General features: G+C 38.8%; 25 protein-coding genes and 1 riboswitch. Of the genes, 13 read left to right on the top strand and 12 right to left on the bottom strand.

Going from position 1 to position 25447, the window contains the following annotated elements:
* Window positions 1-50 precede the first annotated feature (50 nt).
* From hflD to rluE, 4 genes are all read right to left on the bottom strand, one after another.
* A complete protein-coding gene (gene hflD, locus Xvie_RS10725) occupies window positions 51-677 on the bottom strand; it encodes a high frequency lysogenization protein HflD (protein ID WP_086109313.1) in 627 nt (208 codons plus the stop codon).
* 2 nt (window positions 678-679) lie between these two features.
* Window positions 680-1783 carry a tRNA 2-thiouridine(34) synthase MnmA gene (gene mnmA / locus Xvie_RS10720; protein ID WP_086109312.1) on the bottom strand — a complete coding sequence of 368 codons (1104 nt, stop codon included), beginning with the start codon at window positions 1781-1783 and terminating at the stop codon, window positions 680-682.
* Between the two features lie 156 nt (window positions 1784-1939).
* Window positions 1940-2392, bottom strand: a complete 453-nt coding sequence (locus tag Xvie_RS10715; protein WP_086109311.1) for an NUDIX hydrolase — start codon at window positions 2390-2392, stop codon at window positions 1940-1942.
* Entirely contained in the window at window positions 2385-3014 is a 630-nt protein-coding gene (rluE, locus tag Xvie_RS10710) for a 23S rRNA pseudouridine(2457) synthase RluE (RefSeq protein WP_086109310.1), read from the bottom strand. The genes Xvie_RS10715 and rluE overlap by 8 nt, the downstream gene beginning before the upstream one ends.
* Before the next feature lie 139 nt (window positions 3015-3153).
* On the opposite strand from rluE, the gene icd reads away from it, so the two are divergent.
* The 6 genes from icd (at window position 3154) to prfH (ending at window position 8790) form a co-directional block, all read left to right on the top strand.
* Window positions 3154-4407 (top strand): NADP-dependent isocitrate dehydrogenase, encoded by a 1254-nt coding sequence (icd, locus tag Xvie_RS10705; protein WP_086109309.1) that lies wholly within the window; start codon window positions 3154-3156, stop codon window positions 4405-4407.
* A gap of 319 nt (window positions 4408-4726) precedes the next feature.
* Window positions 4727-5071 carry a hypothetical protein gene (locus Xvie_RS10700; protein WP_086109308.1) on the top strand — a complete coding sequence of 115 codons (345 nt, stop codon included), beginning with the start codon at window positions 4727-4729 and terminating at the stop codon, window positions 5069-5071.
* Window positions 5072-5335: 264 nt separating this feature from the next.
* On the top strand, window positions 5336-6070 hold the full coding sequence (locus Xvie_RS10695) for an ankyrin repeat domain-containing protein (protein ID WP_086109307.1): 735 nt from the start codon (window positions 5336-5338) through the stop codon (window positions 6068-6070).
* A gap of 222 nt (window positions 6071-6292) precedes the next feature.
* Window positions 6293-6676: a putative signal transducing protein gene (locus tag Xvie_RS10690; protein WP_086109306.1), complete on the top strand. Its 384-nt coding sequence runs from the start codon at window positions 6293-6295 to the stop codon at window positions 6674-6676.
* Between the two features lie 378 nt (window positions 6677-7054).
* The gene (locus Xvie_RS10685) at window positions 7055-8176 is read left to right on the top strand and encodes an RNA ligase RtcB family protein (RefSeq protein ID WP_086109305.1); all 1122 of its coding nucleotides are present in this window, start codon (window positions 7055-7057) and stop codon (window positions 8174-8176) included.
* Window positions 8173-8790 (top strand): peptide chain release factor H, encoded by a 618-nt coding sequence (gene prfH / locus Xvie_RS10680; RefSeq protein ID WP_086109304.1) that lies wholly within the window; start codon window positions 8173-8175, stop codon window positions 8788-8790. The genes Xvie_RS10685 and prfH overlap by 4 nt, the downstream gene beginning before the upstream one ends.
* A 123-nt stretch (window positions 8791-8913) precedes the next feature.
* On the opposite strand, the gene Xvie_RS10675 is transcribed toward prfH, so the two are convergent.
* Both Xvie_RS10675 and Xvie_RS10670 read right to left on the bottom strand, forming a co-directional pair.
* Window positions 8914-9285, bottom strand: coding sequence for a hypothetical protein (locus Xvie_RS10675; protein WP_086109303.1), 372 nt, complete (start codon window positions 9283-9285; stop codon window positions 8914-8916).
* Window positions 9286-9418: 133 nt separating this feature from the next.
* The gene (locus Xvie_RS10670) at window positions 9419-9901 is read right to left on the bottom strand and encodes a PliI family lysozyme inhibitor of I-type lysozyme (RefSeq protein ID WP_244175577.1); all 483 of its coding nucleotides are present in this window, start codon (window positions 9899-9901) and stop codon (window positions 9419-9421) included.
* Window positions 9902-11197: 1296 nt separating this feature from the next.
* Here Xvie_RS10670 and Xvie_RS10665 point away from each other — a divergent pair.
* Both Xvie_RS10665 and Xvie_RS10660 read left to right on the top strand, forming a co-directional pair.
* Entirely contained in the window at window positions 11198-12652 is a 1455-nt protein-coding gene (locus Xvie_RS10665; protein ID WP_086109302.1) for an alanine/glycine:cation symporter family protein, read from the top strand.
* Window positions 12653-12838: 186 nt separating this feature from the next.
* A complete protein-coding gene (locus Xvie_RS10660; RefSeq protein ID WP_208612557.1) occupies window positions 12839-13669 on the top strand; it encodes an N-acetylmuramoyl-L-alanine amidase in 831 nt (276 codons plus the stop codon).
* A gap of 112 nt (window positions 13670-13781) precedes the next feature.
* Here the strand turns inward: Xvie_RS10660 and Xvie_RS10655 are convergent, their stop codons facing one another.
* Window positions 13782-14168 (bottom strand): helix-turn-helix domain-containing protein, encoded by a 387-nt coding sequence (locus Xvie_RS10655; RefSeq protein WP_086109300.1) that lies wholly within the window; start codon window positions 14166-14168, stop codon window positions 13782-13784.
* A 208-nt stretch (window positions 14169-14376) separates the two neighbouring features.
* On the opposite strand from Xvie_RS10655, the gene mgrB reads away from it, so the two are divergent.
* Window positions 14377-14502 (top strand): PhoP/PhoQ regulatory lipoprotein MgrB, encoded by a 126-nt coding sequence (gene mgrB / locus Xvie_RS24130; RefSeq protein ID WP_279625679.1) that lies wholly within the window; start codon window positions 14377-14379, stop codon window positions 14500-14502.
* Between the two features lie 308 nt (window positions 14503-14810).
* On the top strand, window positions 14811-16175 hold the full coding sequence (locus tag Xvie_RS10645) for an amino acid permease (RefSeq protein ID WP_086109299.1): 1365 nt from the start codon (window positions 14811-14813) through the stop codon (window positions 16173-16175).
* 68 nt (window positions 16176-16243) lie between these two features.
* On the opposite strand, the gene pagP is transcribed toward Xvie_RS10645, so the two are convergent.
* Complete coding sequence (gene pagP, locus Xvie_RS10640; protein ID WP_086109298.1) at window positions 16244-16684, bottom strand: lipid IV(A) palmitoyltransferase PagP; 441 nt, start codon at window positions 16682-16684, stop codon at window positions 16244-16246.
* A gap of 583 nt (window positions 16685-17267) precedes the next feature.
* On the opposite strand from pagP, the gene cspE reads away from it, so the two are divergent.
* The gene (cspE, locus tag Xvie_RS10635; protein ID WP_047962061.1) at window positions 17268-17477 is read left to right on the top strand and encodes a transcription antiterminator/RNA stability regulator CspE; all 210 of its coding nucleotides are present in this window, start codon (window positions 17268-17270) and stop codon (window positions 17475-17477) included.
* Window positions 17478-17601: 124 nt separating this feature from the next.
* A riboswitch (TPP riboswitch) is annotated at window positions 17602-17694 on the top strand.
* Window positions 17695-17735: 41 nt separating this feature from the next.
* Window positions 17736-18536 (top strand): bifunctional hydroxymethylpyrimidine kinase/phosphomethylpyrimidine kinase, encoded by an 801-nt coding sequence (thiD, locus tag Xvie_RS10630; protein ID WP_208612556.1) that lies wholly within the window; start codon window positions 17736-17738, stop codon window positions 18534-18536.
* 70 nt (window positions 18537-18606) lie between these two features.
* On the opposite strand, the gene fbaB is transcribed toward thiD, so the two are convergent.
* Both fbaB and trhP read right to left on the bottom strand, forming a co-directional pair.
* On the bottom strand, window positions 18607-19656 hold the full coding sequence (fbaB, locus tag Xvie_RS10625; RefSeq protein ID WP_086109296.1) for a class I fructose-bisphosphate aldolase: 1050 nt from the start codon (window positions 19654-19656) through the stop codon (window positions 18607-18609).
* Window positions 19657-20260: 604 nt separating this feature from the next.
* Window positions 20261-21637, bottom strand: coding sequence for a prephenate-dependent tRNA uridine(34) hydroxylase TrhP (gene trhP / locus Xvie_RS10620; protein ID WP_086109295.1), 1377 nt, complete (start codon window positions 21635-21637; stop codon window positions 20261-20263).
* Window positions 21638-22009: 372 nt separating this feature from the next.
* On the opposite strand from trhP, the gene Xvie_RS10615 reads away from it, so the two are divergent.
* The gene (locus Xvie_RS10615) at window positions 22010-23176 is read left to right on the top strand and encodes an MFS transporter (protein ID WP_086109294.1); all 1167 of its coding nucleotides are present in this window, start codon (window positions 22010-22012) and stop codon (window positions 23174-23176) included.
* 175 nt (window positions 23177-23351) lie between these two features.
* On the opposite strand, the gene baeR is transcribed toward Xvie_RS10615, so the two are convergent.
* Both baeR and baeS read right to left on the bottom strand, forming a co-directional pair.
* Complete coding sequence (gene baeR / locus Xvie_RS10610) at window positions 23352-24059, bottom strand: envelope stress response regulator BaeR (RefSeq protein ID WP_086109293.1); 708 nt, start codon at window positions 24057-24059, stop codon at window positions 23352-23354.
* The gene (baeS, locus tag Xvie_RS10605) at window positions 24056-25444 is read right to left on the bottom strand and encodes an envelope stress sensor histidine kinase BaeS (RefSeq protein WP_208612555.1); all 1389 of its coding nucleotides are present in this window, start codon (window positions 25442-25444) and stop codon (window positions 24056-24058) included. The genes baeR and baeS overlap by 4 nt, the downstream gene beginning before the upstream one ends.
* Window positions 25445-25447 lie beyond the last annotated feature (3 nt).

The following is a 25447-nucleotide window of genomic DNA, read 5'->3' as shown; positions in this document are numbered from 1 at the left end:
ATTTATGTTTAACAACTTAGGTTTAACAGTTTTTAGCTAATTGTTTTTATTTAACAGCTAGCAAGGATATCTTTTGCCTGTCGGATCAGGCGTTGACGAGAAAACATGATTTGCAGGCGGCTACCACCAACTTGTTGCCATAGGACTGCGCTGCGGATGCCAGCCAGTAATGTAGCTCTGACTTTTGCCTGAATCAGTGTATTGCGCAATATGTCAGGTGAACCTGTTACTTGAATGCGTGGCCCTAATGGACTGATAACATCGACATAAATTCCTGCCAAAGCGTTGAGTATTCCTTCTGACATAGGTTCAAAATAAGCTTGCTGACGTTCTAATTGCCCAATGCGATTTGACAATTCATTGGTGGCGGATTGATTTTTATTCAAACGACGCTCCAGTGCCACCAAACTCAGCGTATAGCGGGTAAGATCGGCAGAGACCCCACTATGTGAACCGTTGAACATGCCCAACATGGCATCAAGACCAATACGCAGATTACAGGCATTATTACCAAAGACATCCAGAGTGGATGCTGGGTTCATATTCAGGATACTGTTGATCATGATTTCAAAAGCATCAGTATCACAATGGCCTTCATTAGCAAGTTTTTGCACCAGACGGCCTGACTGGAAGATACCTGCCAGAGCCAGTGTGATGTCGTAATAATTTTTAGCCACAACTACTCCTGTATACGTTGTTCGATCACACCACCACCGAGACAGACTTCACCTTGGTAAAACACAGCTGATTGACCTGGGGTGACAGCGGCAACAGGGCTATCAAAACGAACTTCAATTTTATCTTCGCTCAAAGGAACGACAGTGCAGGGAATATCATGCTGACGGTAGCGTGTTTTTACTACACAGCGCGTTTCTGCCTTTAACGGTTGGCGATCAACCCAATGCAGTTGCTGTGCAATCAAACCGACAGACATCAGGCGAGGATGCTCATAGCCTTGGGCGACAATCAGTATATTGTTTTCGACATCTTTATCAACAACATACCATGGCTCTTCATTGCCATCTTTCGTACCCCCGATCCCCAGACCTTTGCGTTGACCAAGTGTATGGTACATCAAGCCCGTATGTTGGCCGATAGTCTGTCCATCCACCGTTATAACTGGACCTGGTTGGGCGGGTAAATAGCGCCCAAGGAAATCACGGAACTTACGCTCACCAATAAAGCAAATACCAGTCGAATCTTTTTTCTTTGCTGTGACTAGACCAATTTCTTCGGCAATACGGCGTACTTCGGGTTTTTCCAACTCACCGACCGGAAACAGGCTTTTGGCAATTTGCTGGTGGCTTAAGGTATATAAGAAATAGCTTTGATCTTTATTGCTATCCAGACCACGGAGCAATTGGCTGGTGCCGTCCACATCCCGACGACGGACATAATGCCCGGTTGCGATATAGTCAGCCCCTAAATCCTCTGCGGCAAACTCTAGAAATGCTTTGAATTTGATTTCTTTATTGCAAAGAATATCCGGATTCGGAGTCCTGCCTGCTTTATATTCAGCAAGAAAATGTTCGAAAACATTATCCCAATACTCGGTTGCAAAATTGATGGTGTGCAACTCTATGCCCAGTTTGTCACAAACTGCTTGGGCATCGGCAAGATCGGCGGCAGCCGAGCAATATTCTTTATCATCGTCTTCTTCCCAGTTTTTCATGAACAGGCCAGCGACCTGGTAGCCCTGTTGTTGCAGAAGGTAGGCGGAAACGGATGAATCAACACCGCCGGACATTCCGACAATGACTTTTTTCTGGCTGTTATCTGACATGGATATATCTCACTGCGGAAAAAAACAAACGCGATACTTTAGCACGTTGGCATTCAAGGTGCACCAAACGTCTCATGCTCTTTTTTGTCCAACTATTTTTTGTCCAGTTATTGTTTTTATTCAATATTGTTTATTGCGATCAACTGTTTATTACGATCATTTAACAAAAGGTAAACCATAACAACCCAGCATCGATAGTGGATAAACTTTGTGCTCTAAGTAGCAGAGAATACTTTCGGCAACCAGAGGAGAACGTAACTGTGGGCTATTAAGTATTTCTTCTGCGCTTAACCAGTGGCAGCAGTGGATATCGTTATCTTGTGGATTCGTGTCCATGATTTTTTTCATTTCAACTAAGAATAGAAAACGGATAAATGGCGTTCCGTCAGGTGCGACCCATTGGTGCAGCTTTAAAAATGCTTGTGGCTGTGCCCGAATTCCTGTTTCTTCCCATAATTCTCGTTCAGCGGCCTCTAGTAATGTTTCATTAGCTTCAAGATGACCTGCTGGTTGATTCCAGAAAGGTTTATCGTTAATCAACTCTTCGACAACCAGAAATTTATTTTCTGCATAAACAATACAGGCAACAGTAATATGTGGACTAAACAAGATTAATTTCTCTCCATTCTCCGGGGGATAATGAACATAACTGTATGGATCCCATACTGAAACGGATTAGGCGCAGTGTAGGGTAACCCACATGAGCGGTCATTCTACGTACTTGCCGGTTGCGGCCTTCATATAGCGTAATTTTAAGCCAACTTACTGGAATGCTTTTCCGTTCCCGTATGGGCGGCGTTCGCTCCCAAACCCATTCAGGTTCTTCCACTAATTCAGCTCCGGCTGGCAAAGTTGGGCCATCTTTTAATGTGACACCATTGCGGAGTTTATTCAGTGCAGTTTCATCAGGAATGCCTTCTACTTGAACATAATAAACTTTAGCGGTTTTTTTATGAGGCTGAGTTAATTTGGCCTGCAATTTTCCGTCGTTGGTCAACACCAATAACCCTTCACTATCACGATCCAGACGACCAGCGGCATAAACATCAGTAAACGGGATAAAGTTTTTTAACGTTGATCTTCCCATTTCATCAGTAAATTGGGGCAGAACATCATAAGGTTTGTTAAAAATCAATACCCGACGAGTGCCTGTTAGTTTTTTTATGATTTTGTTATTTTTTCTTTGGCTGAATCGGTTAAGTTGGCGTTTTTTAAAAGAGATATTTGTCATGATAAGCCATTGTGAAAAATTAGGGTGCGTATTATACCTTAAATCTGTGACCATTGGCGTTTGCAGAATATTCAAGTAGTATTGACACGTCCCTTACAAAAAATTAACAAGGCATGCGCTTATTTGAAAGGAGAGGTTAATGGAAAGCAAAGTAGTTGTTCCGGCGGAAGGTAAAAAGATTACTATTGATGCCAAAGGTAAATTAAATGTTCCGAATAACCCTGTAATCCCTTATATCGAAGGGGATGGCATTGGTGTTGATGTTACGCCGGTCATGCTGAAAGTTGTTGATGCTGCGATTCAGAAAGCTTATAGCGGAGAGCGCAAAATTTCTTGGATGGAAATCTACACGGGCGAGAAATCCACACATGTCTATGGCAAAGATGTTTGGTTGCCAGATGAGACACTGGATTTGATCCGTGAATACCGTGTTGCTATCAAAGGTCCTCTGACAACTCCGGTAGGTGGTGGTATCCGTTCTCTGAACGTAGCGCTGCGTCAGCAGTTAGATCTGTATGTCTGCCTGCGTCCGGTTCGTTACTATCAAGGTACGCCAAGCCCTGTTAAACAGCCTGAGCTAACAGATATGGTTATTTTCCGTGAAAACGCAGAAGACATTTATGCGGGTATTGAATGGAAAGCGGGTTCAGCGGAAGCGGACAAAGTTATTAAATTCCTGCAGGATGAAATGGGTGTTAATAAGATCCGTTTCCCTCAGCAGTGTGGTATCGGTATCAAACCTTGCTCAGAAGAAGGCACTAAACGTTTAGTACGCGCTGCTATTGAATACGCGATTGATAATGACCGTGAATCAGTAACTCTGGTTCATAAAGGTAATATCATGAAATTCACTGAAGGCGCTTTCAAAGATTGGGGTTACGAACTGTCTCGCACGGAGTTCGGCGGAGAACTGCTGGATGGTGGTCCATGGGTTAAGATCAAGAATCCTAAAAACGGTAAAGATATCATCATCAAGGATGTAATCGCAGATGCTTTCTTGCAACAAATTTTGCTGCGTCCAGCAGAATATGATGTTATCGCTTGTATGAACCTGAATGGTGACTACATTTCTGATGCTTTGGCTGCGCAAGTAGGTGGTATCGGTATTGCTCCTGGTGCAAACATTGGTGACGAATGTGCATTGTTTGAAGCAACACACGGTACTGCACCTAAATACGCAGGTCAGGACAAAGTAAACCCGGGTTCTGTAATCCTTTCCGCTGAAATGATGTTGCGCCACATGGGATGGTTTGAAGCCGCAGACCTAATCGTTAAGGGAATGGAAGGTGCAATTGCAGCCAAGACCGTCACTTACGACTTTGAGCGCCTGATGGATGATGCTAAGCTACTGAAATGTAGTGAGTTCGGTGACGCAATTATTTGTAATATGTAATAATAACTAATTGGAATATATAACGGGGGCTTAATGGTTCCCGTTTGTTTTTTTGGGGTGTTAAAATTCTTCTGAAAACTCCCCTGCAAAGGCGGTTTAAATTTAACCATTATTCGCTGCCAAATAATCCAATTTTTATCCTTATCATCATGGCATTTGTCAGTTTTCCTCTGATTAACTTTACGTCAGATTTTTGCACAAATTAGATTAGCCTCTAAATGACATCAACAGCATATATCCGGTGAGTACTTCATGTTGTATTTACCTAATTTACTTATGTATATATACTGCTGCCCCGTTTTTATGGATTCAGAATTAAATGCTAAAAAAATTACTATTATTATCTACACTTGCTATGTCTGGTTGTGTATTCAATAAAATACCAACAGATAACTTAACATCACTCAGTGGTAATGAATTATGTTCGGCTCTTGGTGAAAACTCAGATAATGGCAATACTACCCTCAGAATCTTAGATGAAATAACATCCAGAAAAGATGCTATTGATATGGAAAAATGTCATGCACTTGAAATGTCAGCAAGAACAAGAGGCTCTAATTTTGGTGATCCTAGTGCCTGGGCTCGTGAGTCCAGCAGAATGTTAGAACAAACTAGAAGAGATGTAGAAATGTTCAAAAGATTAAAGGAAATGGGAAAAATTTAGTTACTGAGCGAAGGCGCATTCATGTTTGAATGTGCCTTGTGTAATCTCACTATTTATTTTCATGCTTTTTTTCGAAAATATTAACCATATTTTATGTAGATCCTCTTCTATCTTACAGCATATTTATTATTTTTTTGGCATAAATATACTTTTAATGAATTTTAACGCATAGAACAGAAAATAAAAAAGAGATCTAAGTGTTTAATGCATATAATGTTAAGAGTTTATTTTAACTTTGTGATTATATTAAGAAATGAGGGATGTATGAGAAAGATAATGGCATTTTCTGTGTTACTATTAGTATCTGTTAATACTAATGCAAAAACATTAAATAATAATCCAGATGGATATAAAAAATTTAGATTAGATTATACCGAAATGGTAGATTTAGCTAATCCGCAGAAATTACCCCATAGAGTTTTTTATGAAAAACCATCTGCAGGAGAAAATAGGAAATGGTTTGATGCTGTTAAACAAGGAGATATAGAAATAATTAAAGAAATGATTGAACAAGGTCAAAATATTGAAGCTAAGGATACGGGAAGTTTGGACCAAACAGCACTAGGTTGGGCTGCTTTTATTGGTTATGAAGATGTGGTAGATTATTTAATATCGAAAAAAGCCAATTTATGGGCAACGGATAAAGGAGATGTTCATCATATATTGAAATCGGCTGTTTTGGGTAAAAATACTAATATAGTGAAGAAGATACACAATCTGATAAAGAATGATCTTGATTTAAATGATCAAACTATTGAAGATGATGGTGAAACTCTTGTCATGATTGCGGCCAGTAATAATAGAATTAATACTGTAAAGTATTTGATTGAACAGGGTGCGAATCTGGATTTATTTACAATAACAAATGATGTAAATATGCCATCTTATGATCAAAGCGCATTATCATATGCTTGTCAGCGTAATTTAAAAGAAATGAAAAAATTATTGATTGATAATGGAGCTATAAATCATAAAACTCAGAAATCATCATGTGATTAGTATGTTTAACCTTTCCCATTAATTATTAATTCTGGAATGAAATATAACAAATTTCAAGTTCCAGCATAGTCAATGAAGCAGCAACTTGGAATCTACTAAGGTTAACTCATAGAAATTTAACACAGATAGAACGATCATTTTCCCAGTCAATTAGAGAAAATTGGAAAAGATGCGCAATGGTGGGTTATACTGGTTAATAAATCATCTGATCATGGTGTGCTTATGTGGAACAGTCATCCTCAAAGAGGAAATATGCGGTTATTGGCAAATTTTCTATCGCCGATAGATGCCCACATTGTTTTGGGCAGAATGTTATCAGAAGATATTTATACAGTTGTGCTAGATGAAGATATTGTATGGAATAATTATATGTATTCTCAAGCATTCGGTGGTGTAAAACTTCTTGTCCATCAATCTGATATGGAGCGTGCGAAAACGATACTTGCTGAAATTGAGGATAATAAGTTTTCATTAGATAAAGTAGAGTCTAATCAGGATAATAAGGAAAAATTATTATCTCAATATCATTCTTCTGAGTTAAAAAATACTTTTTTAGTGCTTTTATTGTTTTTAATATTCGGGATAGCATTACCGCTAAAGGATTAATGCCACTTTTCTTTTTTGATCTTAATTCTATAGATTTTATTTTTTGTTGATAAGAATGAAATTATCAGTTAGGGGAAATGTAATTATTTGTTTCTTGGTGAAATTAAAACTAAATGTAATTAAAGTATCTTGGGATAGTTTAATTTAAAAAAATACTGGCAATACCTATAAAGCTTGAAGTATGATGCAGCTCCTGCAAAATGCAGTTACTCACTAAACCCACATTAACTACTGAAAAGGAGAAATTCACGATGATGACAATAACAATGACTCTTTTCAGGCCAGCCCTTAGCTAATTACTAAATCAAAATTTTCAGTATTGCTTGGCTAGAAAGGCCTGACCACATCCTTATTTTTACTGATCATTAAGGTTGATCTATGGGCAATACTTTGCATTCGGCTGCACCAAACGTGCAGCTTATCGTAGCAGAAAATACCTGGCTGGAAGGTAAGGCTATCCAGCAACTTGAAATAACAGCACAACTTCCTGACATGGTGCGTGTCGTTGGTCTACCGGATCTGCATCCTGGCAGAGGGTACCCTGTCGGCGCTGCATTTTTCTCTCAATCACGTTTTTATCCGGCTCTTATCGGTAATGATATTGGTTGTGGTATGGCGTTGTGGCGAACAGATTTGACGTTGAGCAAATGGTCACTGGATAAACTCGAAAAACGACTCGGTTCCATTGATATCTCTTTAAATATAGAAGATTTACCCGATAATACTCCTGAACATTTTTGTTATTCGCCGGGAACGATTGGTGGTGGCAATCATTTTGCTGAACTACAGCAATTAGATGAGATTTATCAACCGGATATTCTTGAAACTTGGCAACTGAGTAAACAGCAACTTTTGCTATTAGTGCATAGTGGTTCACGTGGTATGGGGCAAATGATCCTTGAACAACATCTTAGCGAACATGGACACCATGGATTGATAGCAACCAGCCCACAGGCATTGAATTACCTTCAACAGCATCAACAAGCGTTGGATTATGCTTGTTTTAACCGTCAGCTGATCGCAGAAAGAATGTTAAAACGTTGGCGGGTAAGTGGAGAACGTCTACTTGATGTTTCTCATAATTTGCTTACCCCATGTACTATTGATGGTATCACTGGTTGGTTGCACCGTAAGGGAGCAACCCCAGCTGATCAAGGGCCTGTGATTATTCCGGGATCTCGTGGAGATTATAGTTATTTGGTTCAACCTTTGAATAGTGCAAGTAGTTTGTTTTCTCTTGCTCATGGGGCAGGACGGAAATGGATGCGTGGGGAATGTAAGGAGCGTTTGAGCGGACGTTATAATGCTGTTCAACTTTCCCGTACAGCATTAGGTAGCCGTGTCATTTGTTTAGATAAGCAATTAATTTTTCAAGAAGCCCCAGAAGCTTATAAACCTATCAGTGGTGTGATGGACGCTATGCTACAAGCAGGCTTGGTGAAGTTGATAGCACGATTAAAACCTGTTTTGACATATAAAACACGAGGAGGCAACGAATGATTTTGTTGCAAATTTCCTCGGCTCAAGGACCTGATGAATGCATGCTTGCGGTCAAAAAAGCGTTAGAGCGATTGATTCAAGAAGCCACTGAATTAAATATTATTGTAGATATTTTGGAAGAAGAACGAGGGCAACGTGTTGGCACATTACGCTCTGTATTAATTGCCATTCAGGGAGAAAAAGAGTTACAGCTGCTTAAGCGTTGGAACGGTACTATCAAATGGATTTGTGAAAGCCCGTGGCGAAAAGGAGCAGGCCGCAAAAATTGGTTTATTGGTGTGACGCAATTTGAGCCTATGCAAGAAATGATGGAAGGCGACATTAAATTTGAAACGTCAAGAGCCTCAGGGCCAGGAGGTCAACATGTCAATAAAACAGAATCAGCGGTTAGGGCAGTACATATTGCTAGCGGAATCAGCGTTAAAGTGCAGTCTGAACGCAGCCAACACGCTAATCGTCGACTCGCTTGTTTATTATTGGAGCATAGAATTCGGCAGCTACAAAGTATGCAGCAAGCACAGCTAAAAGCTGAACGACGTTTATTTCATCATCAGGTTGAAAGGGGAAGTGCAGTGCGTACTTTTATTGGGATGAAATTTACACTACTAAGTTAATATACGCCTAATAGATACCAAATCGCAGGGTGATAATAATTAAATACTCTCAGTAATTGTAATTTAAGTGGTGAAAAGGGCTAATAAGTAGAGCGACAACGTAAGTTAGTCGCTCTACGTTTCTTATTTTATTTTTTCGGATAAGGCATGCTTTGTTTGTGTTTTGCATGCTTCGATAGATTTAACCAGTAATTCATCAAAATGACGAGTGCTTGGAAAGACTTGTTTATTTTTTCTGATTTCTGAAACTGTTTGTTTGATAGATGCAATAAATTCATCTTTATTGCTATGAATTTCTTTAAGATCAAATCCTTCACTACTTAATTCTTTGAAAGCCTTTTGGGCTATCGTGTCGGGGGAATCTTGGGTTTTAAATGCTTCTATAGAGGCTTTTCCAAATAATTTACAATAAGTTTCTGCCGTTTTATCTACATTAGCATATGCGGCATATGAAAAGAATGGAGCAAGGAAAATCGGCAATAAAAGGCGTTTCATAACTTCCTCTCGATCAGCTATACCATAATAGCGGTGATAACTTTAACTGGAATGACATCATTAACAATAGTACATAATTCAACGTTTACGCCGAATATCAGTGCATAGCGATTTTCATTGAATAGGCACTTATTTAATTTTTTTGCTCTACGCATTTCCCCCTTTTACATATTGCACGGAGTGACTTTATGGGATCATTATTCCCATTTATATGGATGCGGGTGAGAAGTGTGACATTTTTTTTAGTAATTTTGAGCGCATCAACTTCAAGATAATTTCCAGAACCAGCAGTGAGTTTGGAAACGATTAGTTCTTTGGAACCATCGCCATTAATATCAGCAAATGTAATCCGCGGATTTCCATTGTCTTTAAACACTGAACCATCACGTTCAAAGATAGCTCCAGTTTCAAAGTCTGTAAGATCTTTATCTTTGAAAATAGCAATAGAATAGCTGCCAATTGATGCATTTTCCAGATCACCAGTTGACATAACAGCAAATCGTTTATCGGGTAAGTTAATCACTTTCCCCTCTCTTGCACCAGCCGGAGTTGATAACAATAGAGTTATTAGAGTCGGAATAACAATAGTTTTTATAATCTTACTTATATGCATCATAAGCCATGCTCCATTGTTTGCTATCTTGTTTTAAAAAATTTATAGGTGAGATTTATATCGTAGCACGAATTTGGAAAGACCATATTCCCAATGCTAAAGAGCAGTTCAATGCTTATGTTAGTAATGCAATAATAGTGCGGCTCTAAGAAGTTATTTTTTCTTATTGTTTTTGTCGGATAAATGGCAATTTTTATGATAGAAAATGAAATAATATTTTCTAATACAGATTATTTTTGCTGTGATTACTGAGTTTTATTCAGACAGTGGTTATGTTATTTGAATCAACGGGAGCGATAACTCCCGTTTTTTATTAATTTAAACATATAATAAGCTCTATGTGCTGTTTTTTTCTGTTTTTTTCAAAATCTTATTGTACTCTTTCCAAACAACGGATACTGGTGAGTTTAGACAGCAGATAGAGATTGAACCACCTGTTGCAGGATGATATTCATACTTTGATTTTCCCCTATAAACCCTCTTGGGCAGTATGTTATCTGCGGGATGCTTCCTTTTTCGCTCTAACATCAATTATAACCTCACTTGCAGATTATCTGATGACCAGATAGTAGATTATTAACATATTATTAAAATTTTGTTGTTTCCTACTGTAAAAATAACAATTAAAAATTTTAATACGCGATGGTGGCTTTTTCCAACTATTACAGTATTAAAATTTAATAATCTCATTTTGAGAAAGATATTGCTATATGTTTTCGTAAATATTAGAAAATTCAAGATTAAATTTTGAAATCATCCCATTTTTTCTAATGAATTCGGTGATTACAACATTAGTAATATGTCAGTGCGTTATTATATAAATTGTTCTGTGCATTTTGTGTGTCATGGAATCAACAGATTTTGATTAGCACACTCTTTTTATGTGGTTATTGTATTGGTGTTGTTTTTTAAAAGTTTTATTTTTGTTGGTGGTATGTTTAGTAATTTGAGTTCAGTTGTGATCTGATCTGTGTTTATTTTTTATATAAAGAAGAAAATTAGACCACAATTATTGTTCGTAAAATACACTAAATAAGCTTGGGATAGGGAGTAAAGCGTTTGTGTCTAACACATGACTGTTTAATAATGCTAAAGTAAATGTAAAAATTTCATTAAAAGTTACCTATTGAAATAGATATTGTGTTACATTCTTTCCGTTTTTACTGGCTAGTATCTCTGTGCTTTTGTATACAGAATTATGTTACTTGTTAATTATAAAGGAAATTAAGCACAATAAAATTTTGCCGGATACGGCATTACGATCAGCTAATGTTTGCTAATTAGTAAGGGGAAAACATCTTGACGGGTCTGATTAACTTCATTAACAATATTCTCTGGGACTACGTACTTATATACTTGCTTCTTGGGGTTGGCCTTTACTTCACACTGCGTTCTGGTTTTATACAGCTGCGTCATTTTGGTCATATGTTTTCAGTTCTGAAAAATAGTAATAAATCAGATAATTCTGGCATTTCATCTTTTCAAGCTTTATGTACCAGTCTTGCTGCTCGTGTAGGGACCGGTAACTTAGCAGGGGTCGCCATTGCAATTACAGCTGGTGGGCCAGGTGCTATTTTCTGGATGTGGGTAGTGGCATTTATTGGTATGGCAACTTCCTTTGTGGAAAGCACGCTTGCCCAGTTGTACAAGACGAAAGACGATCAAGGAAATTATCGCGGTGGCCCGGCTTATTACATGGAAAAAGGGTTGAAGAAGCGATGGATGGGGGTATTGTTCTCATTCTTCCTTATTATCGCGTTTGGTCTTGTATTTAATGCTGTTCAGGCAAACTCAATTGCGGAAGCGGCTGCCTTTGCTTTTAATGTCAAACCGTTTTATGTCGGTATTGTTTTAGTCATTATCAGTGGCGTAATTATTTTCGGTGGATTGCGTTCCATTGCCCGAGTAGCGGAATTAGTTGTACCGTTCATGGCGTGCGCTTATTTAATATTGGCATTTTGGGTTGTCGGGCATAATATTGAACGCATTCCAGCTGTATTCGCTTTAATTATCAAGAGCGCCTTTGGCCTTCAGGAAGCGATAGCCGGAACATTAGGCTACGGTATCTCGCAGGCAATGACTCAGGGTGTTCAACGTGGATTATTTTCGAATGAAGCAGGGATGGGGTCTGCACCAAATGCTGCGGCATCCGCTTCTCCATATCCACCTCATCCAGCTTCTCAGGGATATGTGCAGATGTTGGGTGTATTTATGGATACGATCGTTATCTGTAGTGCAACGGCTGCTATTATCCTTTCTTCTGGAATTCTCAACGAAAATGTTACTGCTATCAGCGGGATTGAACTGACTCAAAGAGCATTGTCATCAGCCGTTGGGCATTGGGGAACGACATTTATTGCGATTGCTATTTTCTTCTTTGCCTTCACATCAATTATTGCCAACTACGCTTATGCTGAAAGTAATATGATATTTTTGGAGCGTAACCACACTGCTGGTTTATTTCTTTTGCGGTTGGCTGTGTTAGGTATGGTGATGTTTGGTACATTGGCAGAAGTACCCTTGGTCTGGAGTATGGCGAATCTATCAATGGCATGTATGGCTATTGTTAACTTGATTGCCATACTTATGTTGTCAGGTATCGCAATAAAGCTGGCGAAAGACTATAACAGGCAGAGAAGGTTAGGGAAGCTGCCAACATTCGATATCAATGCCTACCCTGAGATTCAACAGCAAGTTGAAAAAGGTATTTGGGATAATGATATTTCGCATAATAGCGAGAAGAATAAGCACTGATACTGAAATATCTCAGAGGATATCAGTAACTTAATATTACTCATATCAAATAATTTTATTAGCAGAGTATTCGCTCATTCCGCGAATGTTCTGCTTTTATTTGGTCTTAAAAACACCAAATTTAGTCTAATCTAATATATAATCATCCAATGTCACATTTTTTTGCAAAATAGCTGATCGATCATGATAAAGCGATTAATAATATGTATGTTTATCACTTTGTTGAGTGGTTGTTCTTATTCCCCTGAACAAGAAAGTAGAAATGGGTATATTGTTGACAATTCCTATCCTTATTCAACCAAGCAAGATATTGACTCAATTAAATTCCTTGTTCTTCACTATACTGCGTTGGATGATAAAAAATCTTTACGGGCATTAACGGGAGGTCGTGTTAATGCTCATTATCTTATTCCCTCGCAGCTGAAGTATAAAAATAAAGAACCGATTATTTTTCAACTGGTTTCAGAGAAAGAAAGGGCATGGCATGCGGGAAAAAGCGAATGGAGTGGATATCAAAACTTAAACCGTTATTCTATTGGTATAGAAATTGTTAATTGTGGATTTAAGCAAGAGTTTATTAAAAAAGAATGGTGTTTATATCATCCATCACAAATTGATACAGTCATTCGATTAGTAAAGGATATTATCCTAAGGTATAAAATTCAGGCCGTGAATGTTGTGGGTCATAGCGACATAGCACCATTGAGAAAAAAAGATCCCGGGCCTATTTTTCCGTGGCGTGAACTTTATGAACAAGGAATTGGTGCTTGGCCTGAGTATGCAACAGTGAATAAATATTTGGCTGGTAGGGCACCTAATACTCCTGTGTCAGTGATGGCAATTCAGAAAGCGTTAGCTCTTTATGGCTATAGTATTCCTCAAACGGGTTTCTTGGATAGTGCCACTTATAAAACTATTCAAGCCTTTCAGATCCATTTTCGTCCGTCAGACATTAGTGGCATCCCCGATGCAGAAACGGAGGCGATCGCTTTGGCTTTACTCGAAAAATACCGATAATGCTTAGTATATAAAAATGGAATGGTGTCTTTCAGAAAAAGAAATTAGCTATGAGTTGAAACCAAGGAATTAAGGCATAGCGGCCGATGAATGGCCGCTGATGATGCCAATTTCATGATTCACAATTGTAAGTTAGATGTAATGGAACTTTAACTTCAAGTTCAATATCTGTACTTTGGCGAAAATCATAAGGTGTAATGCCATATTCTTTACGGAACATATAGGTGAAATGGGATTGAGATCCGAAGCCGAAATCCAGTGCAATATCAAAAATAGGCAATGAACTGTTTCTCAACAGAGAAACTGCGCCAGCCAAGCGGCGTTGGCGGATGTACTTCCCAAGAGATATGCCGGTAACTTCCTTGAATATTTTCTGCATGTGCCAAAGTGAATAGCCAGAGTAAGCAGCAAGCTCTTCAAGATGAATGACACGGCCAAGATGGTTTTCAATCCATTTACTCAGTGCGCATACAAGTGCTAAGTGGTTATCTTGTGCCATTACAATTTTAAACTGGTTGAAGGTTGGGGGAAGTATACACAACTTCTTTTCAAGATGACAAAATCCATGATTATAGGGATCACAATGACTAGATGAAAACTTTAACAGATTATCATCACTCTATCATATGATAACTTTTCATAATATTTTATTGGAAAGTGAATAACAATGAAATAATCATAAAGTGGTTTAATTGAACACTAAAAAAGTGCTTTTATCTCTGTGCTTAATATTGATATGTTTGTTTTTGTTAGTACTAGACGTGCCTTGTGAGCAAGGTAATGGTACATTCGAATTAGGTGTTTGTTCCACCACCCGATACCTACTTTCTTGATATTCACTCAATTATTAGTCCACAGGTATGCATGTTCACATGCATTTGCAGTATTCATTCTTTGTAAATGATGTTTTAATATCCACCTGCTACGAATTAGCACACTCAATATTGCGTTAAATGAGTAGATAGCTCAATCACTACAATATGTTGAGAGAATCATGCTGAGGGAATTTTAATTCAATAAATCTTGCATAAGTTGGGAAAAATTGGAGAATTTTGGGTTCTATTCAGGTTTAACGATTCAAAACAACAAATAAAATAGCTTTTAATGAGACAGGTTCTAAGCATCGTAAAAAGAGGACTAGATGGCAGAACAACAAGAACAACAAACCACGCTTAAGCGTGGTTTAAAGAACAGGCATATTCAGCTTATTGCCCTTGGCGGCGCAGTAGGAACCGGGTTATTTTTGGGTATTGCTCAAACCATCAAAATGGCTGGGCCTTCGGTGCTCCTCGGATATGCAATTGCTGGGTTTATTGCATTTTTGATTATGCGCCAATTAGGTGAGATGGTTGTTGAGGAACCTGTAGCGGGGTCATTTAGCCATTTTGCTTATAAATATTGGGGAAATTTTGCTGGTTTCCTATCAGGTTGGAATTACTGGGCGATGTTTATTTTGGTTGGAATGGCTGAGTTAACGGCTGTTGGTATATATATCCAATATTGGTGGCCGGAAGTTCCAACATGGGTTTCTGCTGCAATATTCTTTGTATTGATCAATCTCGTCAACCTAATTAACGTTCGGTTATATGGTGAAACTGAATTTTGGTTCTCTCTCATTAAAGTCAGTGCGATCATCGGGATGATTATTTTTGGGAGCTATTTACTGATTAGCGGTAATGGTGGTCCACAGGCAAGTATCACGAACTTATGGCAGCAGGGCGGTTTTATGCCAAATGGAATTTCTGGCTTGATTATGGCGATGGCCGTGATCATGTTTTCATTTGGTGGTTTGGAAACCGTGGGCATTACAGCAGCAGAAGCAGAAAATCCTGAGAAAAATATCCCAAAAGCAACCAACCAAGTTGTTTATCGAATCTTACTGTTTTATATCGGTTCATTGGCTATTTTGCTGTCGCTGTATCCATGGGCGAATGTGATAGAAGGTGGTAGCCCATTTGTGTTGATCTTTCATAACCTGGATAGTTTCTGGGTAGCGAATGTCCTGAATGTGGTGGTACTAACGGCGGCATTATCTGTTTATAACAGTGGTGTGTATTGTAATAGTCGAATGTTGTATGGTTTGGCTAAACAAGGTAATGCACCTCGTATACTCACAAAAGTTAACAAGCGTAGTGTGCCGGTCTTGTCTATTGGTTTATCCGCGTTGGTAACATCAATTGGAGTATTGGTTAATTATGTGATGCCTGGTAAAGCATTTGAACTACTGATGGCATTAGTGGTAACTACTCTGGTCATTAACTGGATTATGATTTGTTTTGCTCACCTGAAATTCCGCGCAGCCAAGAATAAAGAAGGTATCAAAACGAAGTTTCAGGCACTGTGGTATCCGTTTGGGAATTATTTATGTCTGGCATTCCTTGCGTTCATTCTCATCATTATTCTAATGATGCCACCAATTCGTATTTCGGTTATCTTAATGCCGTTTTGGATTGCTGTCTTATGGGGTGGATACTTAATCGCTCAATCAAAGAAAACGAAGAAATAAGTAGACTGGTTGTTAATCTATTCAGTGTTTTTCAGCCGGGTATTGTACCCGGCTGATTTTGTATGCAATTACCATTGCCAACGTAGCCAGCTGAATAGTACATTGCCGTTATTGTATTTACATGGAATATAAGTGGTTTGCAAAGCGAGCCAATTATATTCAATGGAAAAAATCGGTAAGGGTAAAGGCAGGGGAATATAATAATAATCATGGCGTGCTGTAATATTGAGTGTAAATCCCCCACCTATTCTGGAATCATTGAGATCATTAGGTGTCCACATTTTTTGAAATCCGTAGCCAACAATAGGTTCAAGGCGATTATGTGAGTCCATAAACGCCATAGCATAAAGAGAGTGCCAATTGTTATCTTTATCGTAGGTGAAACGGTTATGCCATGTGATTACGGGTAAATAAATATTATTATCTGGCGAATCCCATGTTGATAAAATATTACGTCTGAAATTTTCCCATAACTCAGAAGAAGTGTATTTATAATCTTTTTCTGCCAATGTGACTTCATTTTAAACTCCAACTGCTCTAGAGCAATGTACTTTATGAAATCAGTTTATATCATGAGTATAACCATATAGAGAGAATAGTAAAAAACGTCTTATAAACATTATAATTGAATATTATTTAATAAATGATAAACAAAAAGTAAGTTGGTTACATGTAAATCAATTATATTTGACGTTAAAAATGCATGACTAAAACTAACCATGGTTTTTATAGTTATCTAAAATGGATTTTGTATAACTATAACTTTCTGGTCTACACCATAACAGATGTAAAAAATAGTATTTTGTATTAGATTTATTAAAGTGATCTCTTTGGGGTATAATTATCTTTTTTCATTGATTCATATGGTTATAAGACTTAAAAATTATTGGGTAATTTCAAATTGGAATAGAGGTTAAGAATTCCAAATATGTGCGTTGGCTCCAGCACCTGAAAAAAATGGCTTGCGATTATATAAAGAGTATGTGATAAAACACGTGGGTAAACGAAGTACTGTTCTGTTAATAAATAACAGAAACTAATACTGGTTTGTTTATTTTTATGCTAATAAAGTGATTCAAAGGAATTTTTGAAATGGCAAAAATCACTGGTACTGTGAAGTGGTTCAATGAGTCTAAAGGTTTTGGTTTTATTACTCCAGCTGATGGTAGCAAAGATGTATTTGTACATTTTTCTGCAATTATGAAAGATGGGTTTAAAACATTATCTGAAGGCCAACAAGTTGAGTTTGAAATTCAGGATGGTCCTAAAGGTCCTGCTGCTGCAAACGTATCAGCTTTATAGTAATAAATTTAATTTGGTTGGTATCTGATTACTGGCTAAATATATTTATCTTCAGTTTAGTTTTATTATCTGATGGTAACCTATTGCAAAAATCACTCTATTGAGATACTAATAGAGTGATTTTTATTTTGACTCGGGGCGTTCTTTATTGAACTGAGAAGTACCCGTATTACCTGATCTGGATAATGCCAGCGTAGGGAAGTCATGGTATCTTTAGTTCCGATACCCGCTTTTCTTTAGCTGGTGGTAGGAATCACTATTATGAGAATTAATTCACTGACTATCGCAGGAACGGATCCTAGCGGTGGTGCAGGTATTCAGGCCGATTTAAAAACCTTTTCTGCTCTTGGTGCCTACGGTGCAGCAGTTATAACTGCTTTAGTTGCTCAAAATACAATGGGCGTACAATCAGTTTATAACCTTGATCCCCTCTTTCTTGCTGCTCAATTAGAATCAGTACTTTCAGATGTCAGAATAGATAGTGCCAAAATTGGCATGTTGTCGAATGCAGCCAATATTGAGGTAGTAGCAGAGTCGTTACATCGTTATCCTATTCCCTACATTGTGTTGGATACCGTTATGGTGGCGAAAAGTGGTGATCCCTTGTTATCACCGGAGGCCATTACAGCGATGGTAGAACAATTATTGCCGATCGTTTCTTTGATCACTCCCAACTTGCCGGAAGCGGCAGCCATATTAAAATGTGATATTGCCAATACTGAAAATGGAATGTTACAGCAGGGGCGCGCATTACGTGCAATGGGATGTCAGGCAGTTTTATTGAAAGGTGGGCATTTGAATAATGCGGAAAGCCCAGATTGGCTTTTTACCTCGGAAGGAGAGTGGCGTTTTACTGCTCCAAGAGTAAATACGCAGCATACTCATGGAACTGGTTGTACTTTGTCCGCAGCACTTGCAGCATTGCGACCGCATTATTCTAATTGGCAAAATACACTACCGATAGCAAAAAAATATTTACAAGATGCTCTGGTACAAGCGGATAGTTTAGAAGTTGGTCATGGAATTGGGCCAGTACACCATTTTCATCAATGGTGGTGAATTACGGTTGAATAATGGGGATACACGGATCCCCATTCTATTTTGAAGCTAGCGTGCCCGACAATCTTTATTAGGCGATAGTAATTTTCTTATCGAGATAAACATCCTGCACGGAATGAATCAACTCAACGCCTTCTTTCATTGATTTTTTGAATGCTTTACGACCAAGAATTAATCCCATTCCTCCGGCACGCTTATTGATGACAGCAGTGCGGACTGAGTCACTTAAATCATTATCTCCGGAAGCACCGCCTGAATTAATTAATCCAGCACGTCCCATATAACAGTTAGCAAGTTGATAGCGAACGAGATCAATCGGATGTTCAGTGGTCAAGTTGTTGTAAACGCGTTTATCTGTGTGCCCAAATCCAATGGCAGTATAGCCTCCATTCGTTTCAGCCATTTTTTGTTTAACAATATCGGCTCCGATTGTTGCTGCAAGATGGTTTGCTTGACCGGTTAAATCGGCGCTGGTGTGGTAATCAACCCCATTTTTCTTGAAGGCTGAGTTGCGCAGATAAGCCCATAACACAGTAACCATGCCTAGTTCATGAGCACGTTCAAAAGCGGCTGAAATTTCTTCTATTTGGCGACGTGATTCGGGAGAGCCATAATAGATTGTCGCACCTACCGCAACTGCTCCCATATTAAATGCTTGCTCGACACTGGCATATAAAGTTTGATCATATTGAGCCGGATAAGACAACGCTTCATTGTGGTTGAGCTTAACCAGAAATGGAATTTTGTGGGCATAGTGGCGAGAAACAGATGCCAGAACACCGTAAGTTGAAGCAATACAGTTACAGCCAGCCTCAATTGCCAGTTCAACGATATTTTTGGGGTCAAAATAGAGCGGATTAGCAGCAAAAGAAGCACTGGCAGAATGTTCCACACCCTGATCTACTGGCAAAATTGAGAGATAACCCGTGCCTGCCAGACGGCCATGATTCAGTAAGGTTTGCATGGAACGAAGAACAGTATTGGGACGGTTATTTTCAAGCATTACTCTATCGACGAAATCAGAACCCGGGAGATAGAGATTTTCACGTGGAATGGTATTGCATTGATGTTGCAATAAACTTTTTGCGTCTTTTCCTAACAATTTAGCGATATCAGTCATGATTAACTCCAATTTGCAAAAGGCGCTACTGATTGTTGTTTATATTTGAACTGATCACAAGGTAAGTAGAGAGGGAAGCGGCAGTGGATCGCTTCAGTTAATATAAATATTGCTAAAATTTAACCATTTCGCATAACAATTAAGAGAAATAATATTTATCTGTGCTGATTTATTTGAATTGTTAATAAATAAATATTGCAGTCATTCATTGATTGAATAATTTTGATTATTTTTTCTTAAAATTTCCTTCATTAAATTGAATAAATACTGACAATATTTGTTGAAATACTGTTTTTTTGGTTATTATAAGAAATGTTACTAACATAAAAAGTTCAATAAATAGCCAATATGAATTAGGAATCATTAAACTAATCCATGTCTTATGAAAGCAATGGTTTTTAGTGCGTTGAATTTTCCCATTTTTTATTTAAAAGAAAAGGCCAGCCCAAGGGAGATTGAGCTAGCCAAGGAGGTGGTTCCTAGTCTTACAGTAAAGCTTTTTTAGTTCTTTATTTTTCAGTGCCGATAATACGAGAAATAAAATAGCATTGATGTGATCTGTTTCTAAAAAAATAGATCAATTTCTTTAAAACCCTATTTCTAATTATTTCACTTGCAATTCTTGTGGGTGAGGTGTTCTGGTATTGCTACCTTTCAAGTTTCGGACAAGTAAAGCATAATTTAACTCTATTCCTTCAGGAATCGGAAGATAAACGATATGCCCATCACCCGGTGCAACTTCTACGGCTTGATTTTTTTTATTTACCATAGATTCTAACTTAAAGTTAATATTACCTGATGGCGTCATGAGTTCCAGATGATCCCCAACAAGAAATTTATTCTTCACGGCAACTTCGGCTAAGCCATTGACTCGCTTGCCAGTAAACTCGCCAACGAATTGTTGAGTGTCTGATACTGAATAACCATATTCGTAAGTTTGGTAGGCGTCATGGGTATGACGGCGCAAAAAGCCTTCTGTATAGCCACGATGTGCCAAACCTTCCAGTGTAGTCATTAACGTTGGGTCAAAAGGCTTTCCGGCAACAGCATCGTCTATAGCACGGCGATATACTTGAGCGGTGCGGGCACAATAATAGAAAGATTTGGTACGGCCTTCAATTTTCAGTGAGTGAACACCCATCTTGGTTAATCTTTCCACATGTTCAATGGCACGTAAGTCCTTAGAATTCATAATATAAGTACCATGCTCATCTTCAAACGCTGACATATATTCGCCAGGACGCTTGGCTTCTTCTATCATGAATACTTTGTCTGTTGGCGCGCCTTGACCCAGTGTTGGCTCAACATTTTTGACAGGGATAGGATCATGCATATGAACAATATTGCCGACAGTGTCTTCTTTACCTTCCTGCATATTGTATTCCCAGCGACAGGCATTAGTGCAAGTACCCTGATTGGGGTCGCGTTTGTTGATATAACCCGATAACAGGCATCGACCGGAATAAGCCATACACAGTGCACCATGCACAAAAATCTCAAGTTCCATATCAGGCACTTGCTGGCGGATTTCAGCGATTTCCTCCAGTGAGAGTTCACGGGAGAGAATGACTCGAGTCAGCCCCATCTGTTTCCAGAATTTGACAGTGGCCCAGTTAACGGCATTGGCTTGGACTGAAAGATGGATATCTATTTCAGGAAATGCTTCACGTACCATCATAATCAGGCCCGGATCAGACATAATCAACGCATCAGGTTCCATTTCCACGACAGGTTTCAAATCACGGATAAAAGTTTTCAGCTTTGCGTTATGTGGTGCAATATTGACAACGACATAAAAACGCTTACCCAATTCGTGAGCTTCCTTAATGCCTTGCGCCAATGTTTCATGGTTAAATTCATTGTTGCGGACACGCAGGCTATAACGGGGTTGTCCAGCATAAATAGCATCTGCGCCATAAGCGAACGCGTAACGCATGTTTTTCAAAGAGCCGGCAGGAGAAAGTAATTCTGGAGTAAACATATTCTTAACGTTCTCGGTCTGAGTTCAAGTCAGCCCTTACCCAGTCTGCATTATCATTACTAAGGGTAAGGTTTAAAGGAGAGGGATTTTAGCGCTTATTCCATCATTAGCACAAATATATTATGGAAATATGATGATGCTACATCCCGCATAAAACGGATTGAAAACATCTATACAACTATGAACATACTCACATTGACTTGGTTCTGGTGATTTTATAGAGCACGATGGCTATTTTGTATTTGTAGATTATTTACAATTACTTCCAAATTGGATGTGGCACGAATATATTAAACTATCTCTCATTCAGAGATAAATACACGCTGTTACAATAATCACCTGATTCATTCAGCTTCTCATTAGGAGTTCTACATGCCAGCAGCTATTTGGGCTCTAGCCATAGCGACATTTGGGATCGCTACGACAGAATTTATTGTCGCTGGTTTACTTCCTGAAATTGCAATCGAATTTAGTATTTCAATACCAACTGCGGGGTATATGGTAACCAGTTATGCACTGGGTGTATTTGTTGGAGCACCTGTTCTAATAATATTGGGGAGGAGTATAGAAAGGAAAAAAGTGCTTTCTGTGTTAATGATATTATTTATTATCGGAAATGCTCTGACTGCTTTTTCCCCGACATTTTATCTGGCAATTATCGGCCGCATTGTGGCTTCCTTGACCCACGGTGCTTTTATGGGAATTGGTGCGATTATTGCTGCTGAGCTGGTACCGGAAAATAAAAGAACTACTGCTATCGCCTTTATGTTTAGCGGAATGACTCTTGCCAACCTAGTTGGAATCCCGCTTGGAACATGGATAGGGAAAGAAATTTCCTGGCGTATTACTTTTGCAATAATTACTGTCATTGGCATTATTGCATTACTTGGGATTTTAAAGTTACTACCTAAATTCGATCAAAAAGAACCAACCAGTATCAGAAAGGAATTGTTGGCTTTCACTAATATCCATGTCCTTCTGGCTATGGGTATTACCGTTCTGGGTCCTGCCGCATTTTTTACAACAATTACCTATATTGCTCCATTGATGATCAATATTGCAGGGTTTTCTGAGAGTGCAATAACATGGATTTTGCTGGTTTTGGGGCTGGGATTTTTCTTTGGCAATATTGTTGGTGGGAAACTTGCAGATAAGGCATTGATGCCATTGCTGTATTGGACTCTGGGGCTACAATCCTTTGTTTTATTTATTTTCTGGTTTTATGGCACTAATCAATTCATTGCCTGCTTGAGTATATTTCTAATGGCGGCATTGGGTTTTGCTACAGTATCGCCAATCCAGCGTCTGGTGATGGATAAAGCCCAGGAAGCCGGTGCACCTAATCTTGTTTCTTCTGTCAATATTGGATTTTTTAACTTGGGTAATGCTGTCGGTGCATGGTTGGGTGGTGTGATTATTGCATCTAATTATGGCTACACAACTCTCAATCTGGCAGGTGGTTTATTGGCCTTGATGGCACTGTTGCTGGCTGTCATTTCGGGTTTTCTTGATCATAAAAAAATTAAGTCAGAACAGTGAAAAAGGGCTGCTGCCATATGTGGTGATAGTTTTAACAGTAACTGACATTAATAACAATGTCGGTTACTGTGCCAGCACTGAAAATGGTGATGGTTCGATGAAGGGACGATAGACCGAATGAATATAGCTAACATATTGTTATGTGATCAATAAAAAGCAGTTGCAGCAAATATTTTTACATCAAGCGACAGATTTCTGCTTCCCACCGATAACCCAGCCCATAAATGGAACGAATAAAAGATTTATCCTCATCCAATTGTTCCAATTTTCTGCGCAAATTTTTAATGTGGCTATCAATAGTACGGTCATTCACAATACGATGATCGTTATAAAGATTATCCAATAACTGATCACGAGAAAAAACACGCCCTGGCTGACTAGACATCATTTTGAGCAAACGAAATTCAACAGGAGTTAGTTCAAGTACTCGCTCAAGATAACGTGCTTGAAAGTGGTTTTCATCAATAGTCAGTGTATTTTGTTCACTGGTAATATCATTTGTGCGGTAGCAACGGCGCAAGATCGTCTTTACTCTGGCGACCATTTCCCTTGGGCTATAAGGCTTGCAGATATAATCGTCAGCACCAATTTCTAAACCGAGTAGCCGGTCAATTTCCTCTGTTTTTGCGGTCATCATTATAATCGGAATATCTGAAAATTTGCGGATTTCCCGGCAGATCGACAATCCATCAAGCCCTGGCAGCATAAGATCAAGCAAGATAATATGAGGGTGGTTTTTTTGAACATGGGCGATGACTTTATCGCCACGAGTAAGCCATTGGGTTTGGTAATCCGCGGATTGTAGATAATCAACCAGCAATTGCCCCAACTTTGGTTCATCTTCAACGATTAGAACAGTATGTTGCGTGGAATATGTACTCATTGCGTTTCAAGTTCAGACGATTTAATCAGCGGTAATTCTACGTGAATTTTGATACCACCTAAAGGTGATATTTCCGCACTAATTATTCCATCATGAGCTTCAACGATATTATAGCAAATTGCCAACCCAAGCCCTGAACCTCCGCTTGCACGATTACGGGAAGATTCACATCGGTAAAAACGCTCAAAAACATGTCGGCATTGTTCAACAGTTAGTCCGGGAGCGCTATCCTGTAAATCCAATATCCATTTTTGTTGATCTGGATATCCACGAATAATCACTTTTCCGCACTCATTGGTATAACGCAGGCTATTTTCCAGCAAATTGTGAAATAATTGTGTCAGCCGATTTGGATCTGCAAACAGGGTCATATTTTCTTTTAAATGCAGTGTCAATGTGATTTGTTTATCAGCAAAACGACCATGGTAACTTGCCACGGAGCTTTGCAGTAATTCACTGACATTAACCGATTCTTTTCTATAGGTTAGTGAACCACGATTAGAAAGAGATAATAAATGCAGATCATCTACCAATTTTGTCAGGGTAGTCACTTCTGTGAGCAAAGAATGGATGGTTTCTTGTGTTGGCTTTCGCACACCATCTTGCAAGGCTTCCAGCTCACCACGCAGAACCGAAAGTGGGGTGCGTAGTTCATGGGAGATATCGGCCATATAATCACGGCGCATTTGTTCATTTTTTTCCAACGTGCTGGCAAGTTGGTTAAAATTTGATGCCAATTTACCGATCTCATCTTTACTGGATGGAACGACACGCACACTGAAATTACCTGCTGTGAGCTGATGCGTACCTTCCACGAGCCGCTTCACAGGTCTTAACAGACCACGGGAAAGCAGAAAAGTAGCGATCAGTACCAATAACGTTGAAAAACCCACAATAATCCAACTAGTGAATTGCTGCTGACGGGCGAAACTAATATCAGCCCGACGGGTAATTTTGTCTGATGCACTGACAATTACCCAACCGACAATATTGTTTTTATAAGTGACTGGCTTGCGATAACTCTCCACAGGAATATTGTTTTCGTGCCCCACCAAACGCTTCATTTGAGTGTTCACAATCCAAAATTGGGGATTCAAGCCATGATGTTTGTTTTTCTGGCGGGGATCGTTATCCTGTTCAATCGTGCGAATAATCTGAAATATTGTCCGATCATTTTGAGTCAGAAAATTCCAGTTTCCGTATCGCTGATATTGTTCTGTCAATGCTTCTGCCAGCCTATTAGCCCGCATTTGGCTATTTTGTTTGATATAACCAATAAAACCGTGCTGAAAACTGAGGTGAACTCCCCAATGCATTGTGACCAATACCAGCATACAAGTAGCAAAAATTGCCAAAAAAAGTTTACTTCTGATACCCATTTTTATCAT

The organism is Xenorhabdus vietnamensis, from assembly GCF_002127535.1.
In the GTDB taxonomy this organism is placed as follows: domain Bacteria; phylum Pseudomonadota; class Gammaproteobacteria; order Enterobacterales; family Enterobacteriaceae; genus Xenorhabdus; species Xenorhabdus vietnamensis.
Note: the sequence above shows the minus strand (reverse complement) of the source record. Positions and strands in the feature narration are given on the sequence as shown.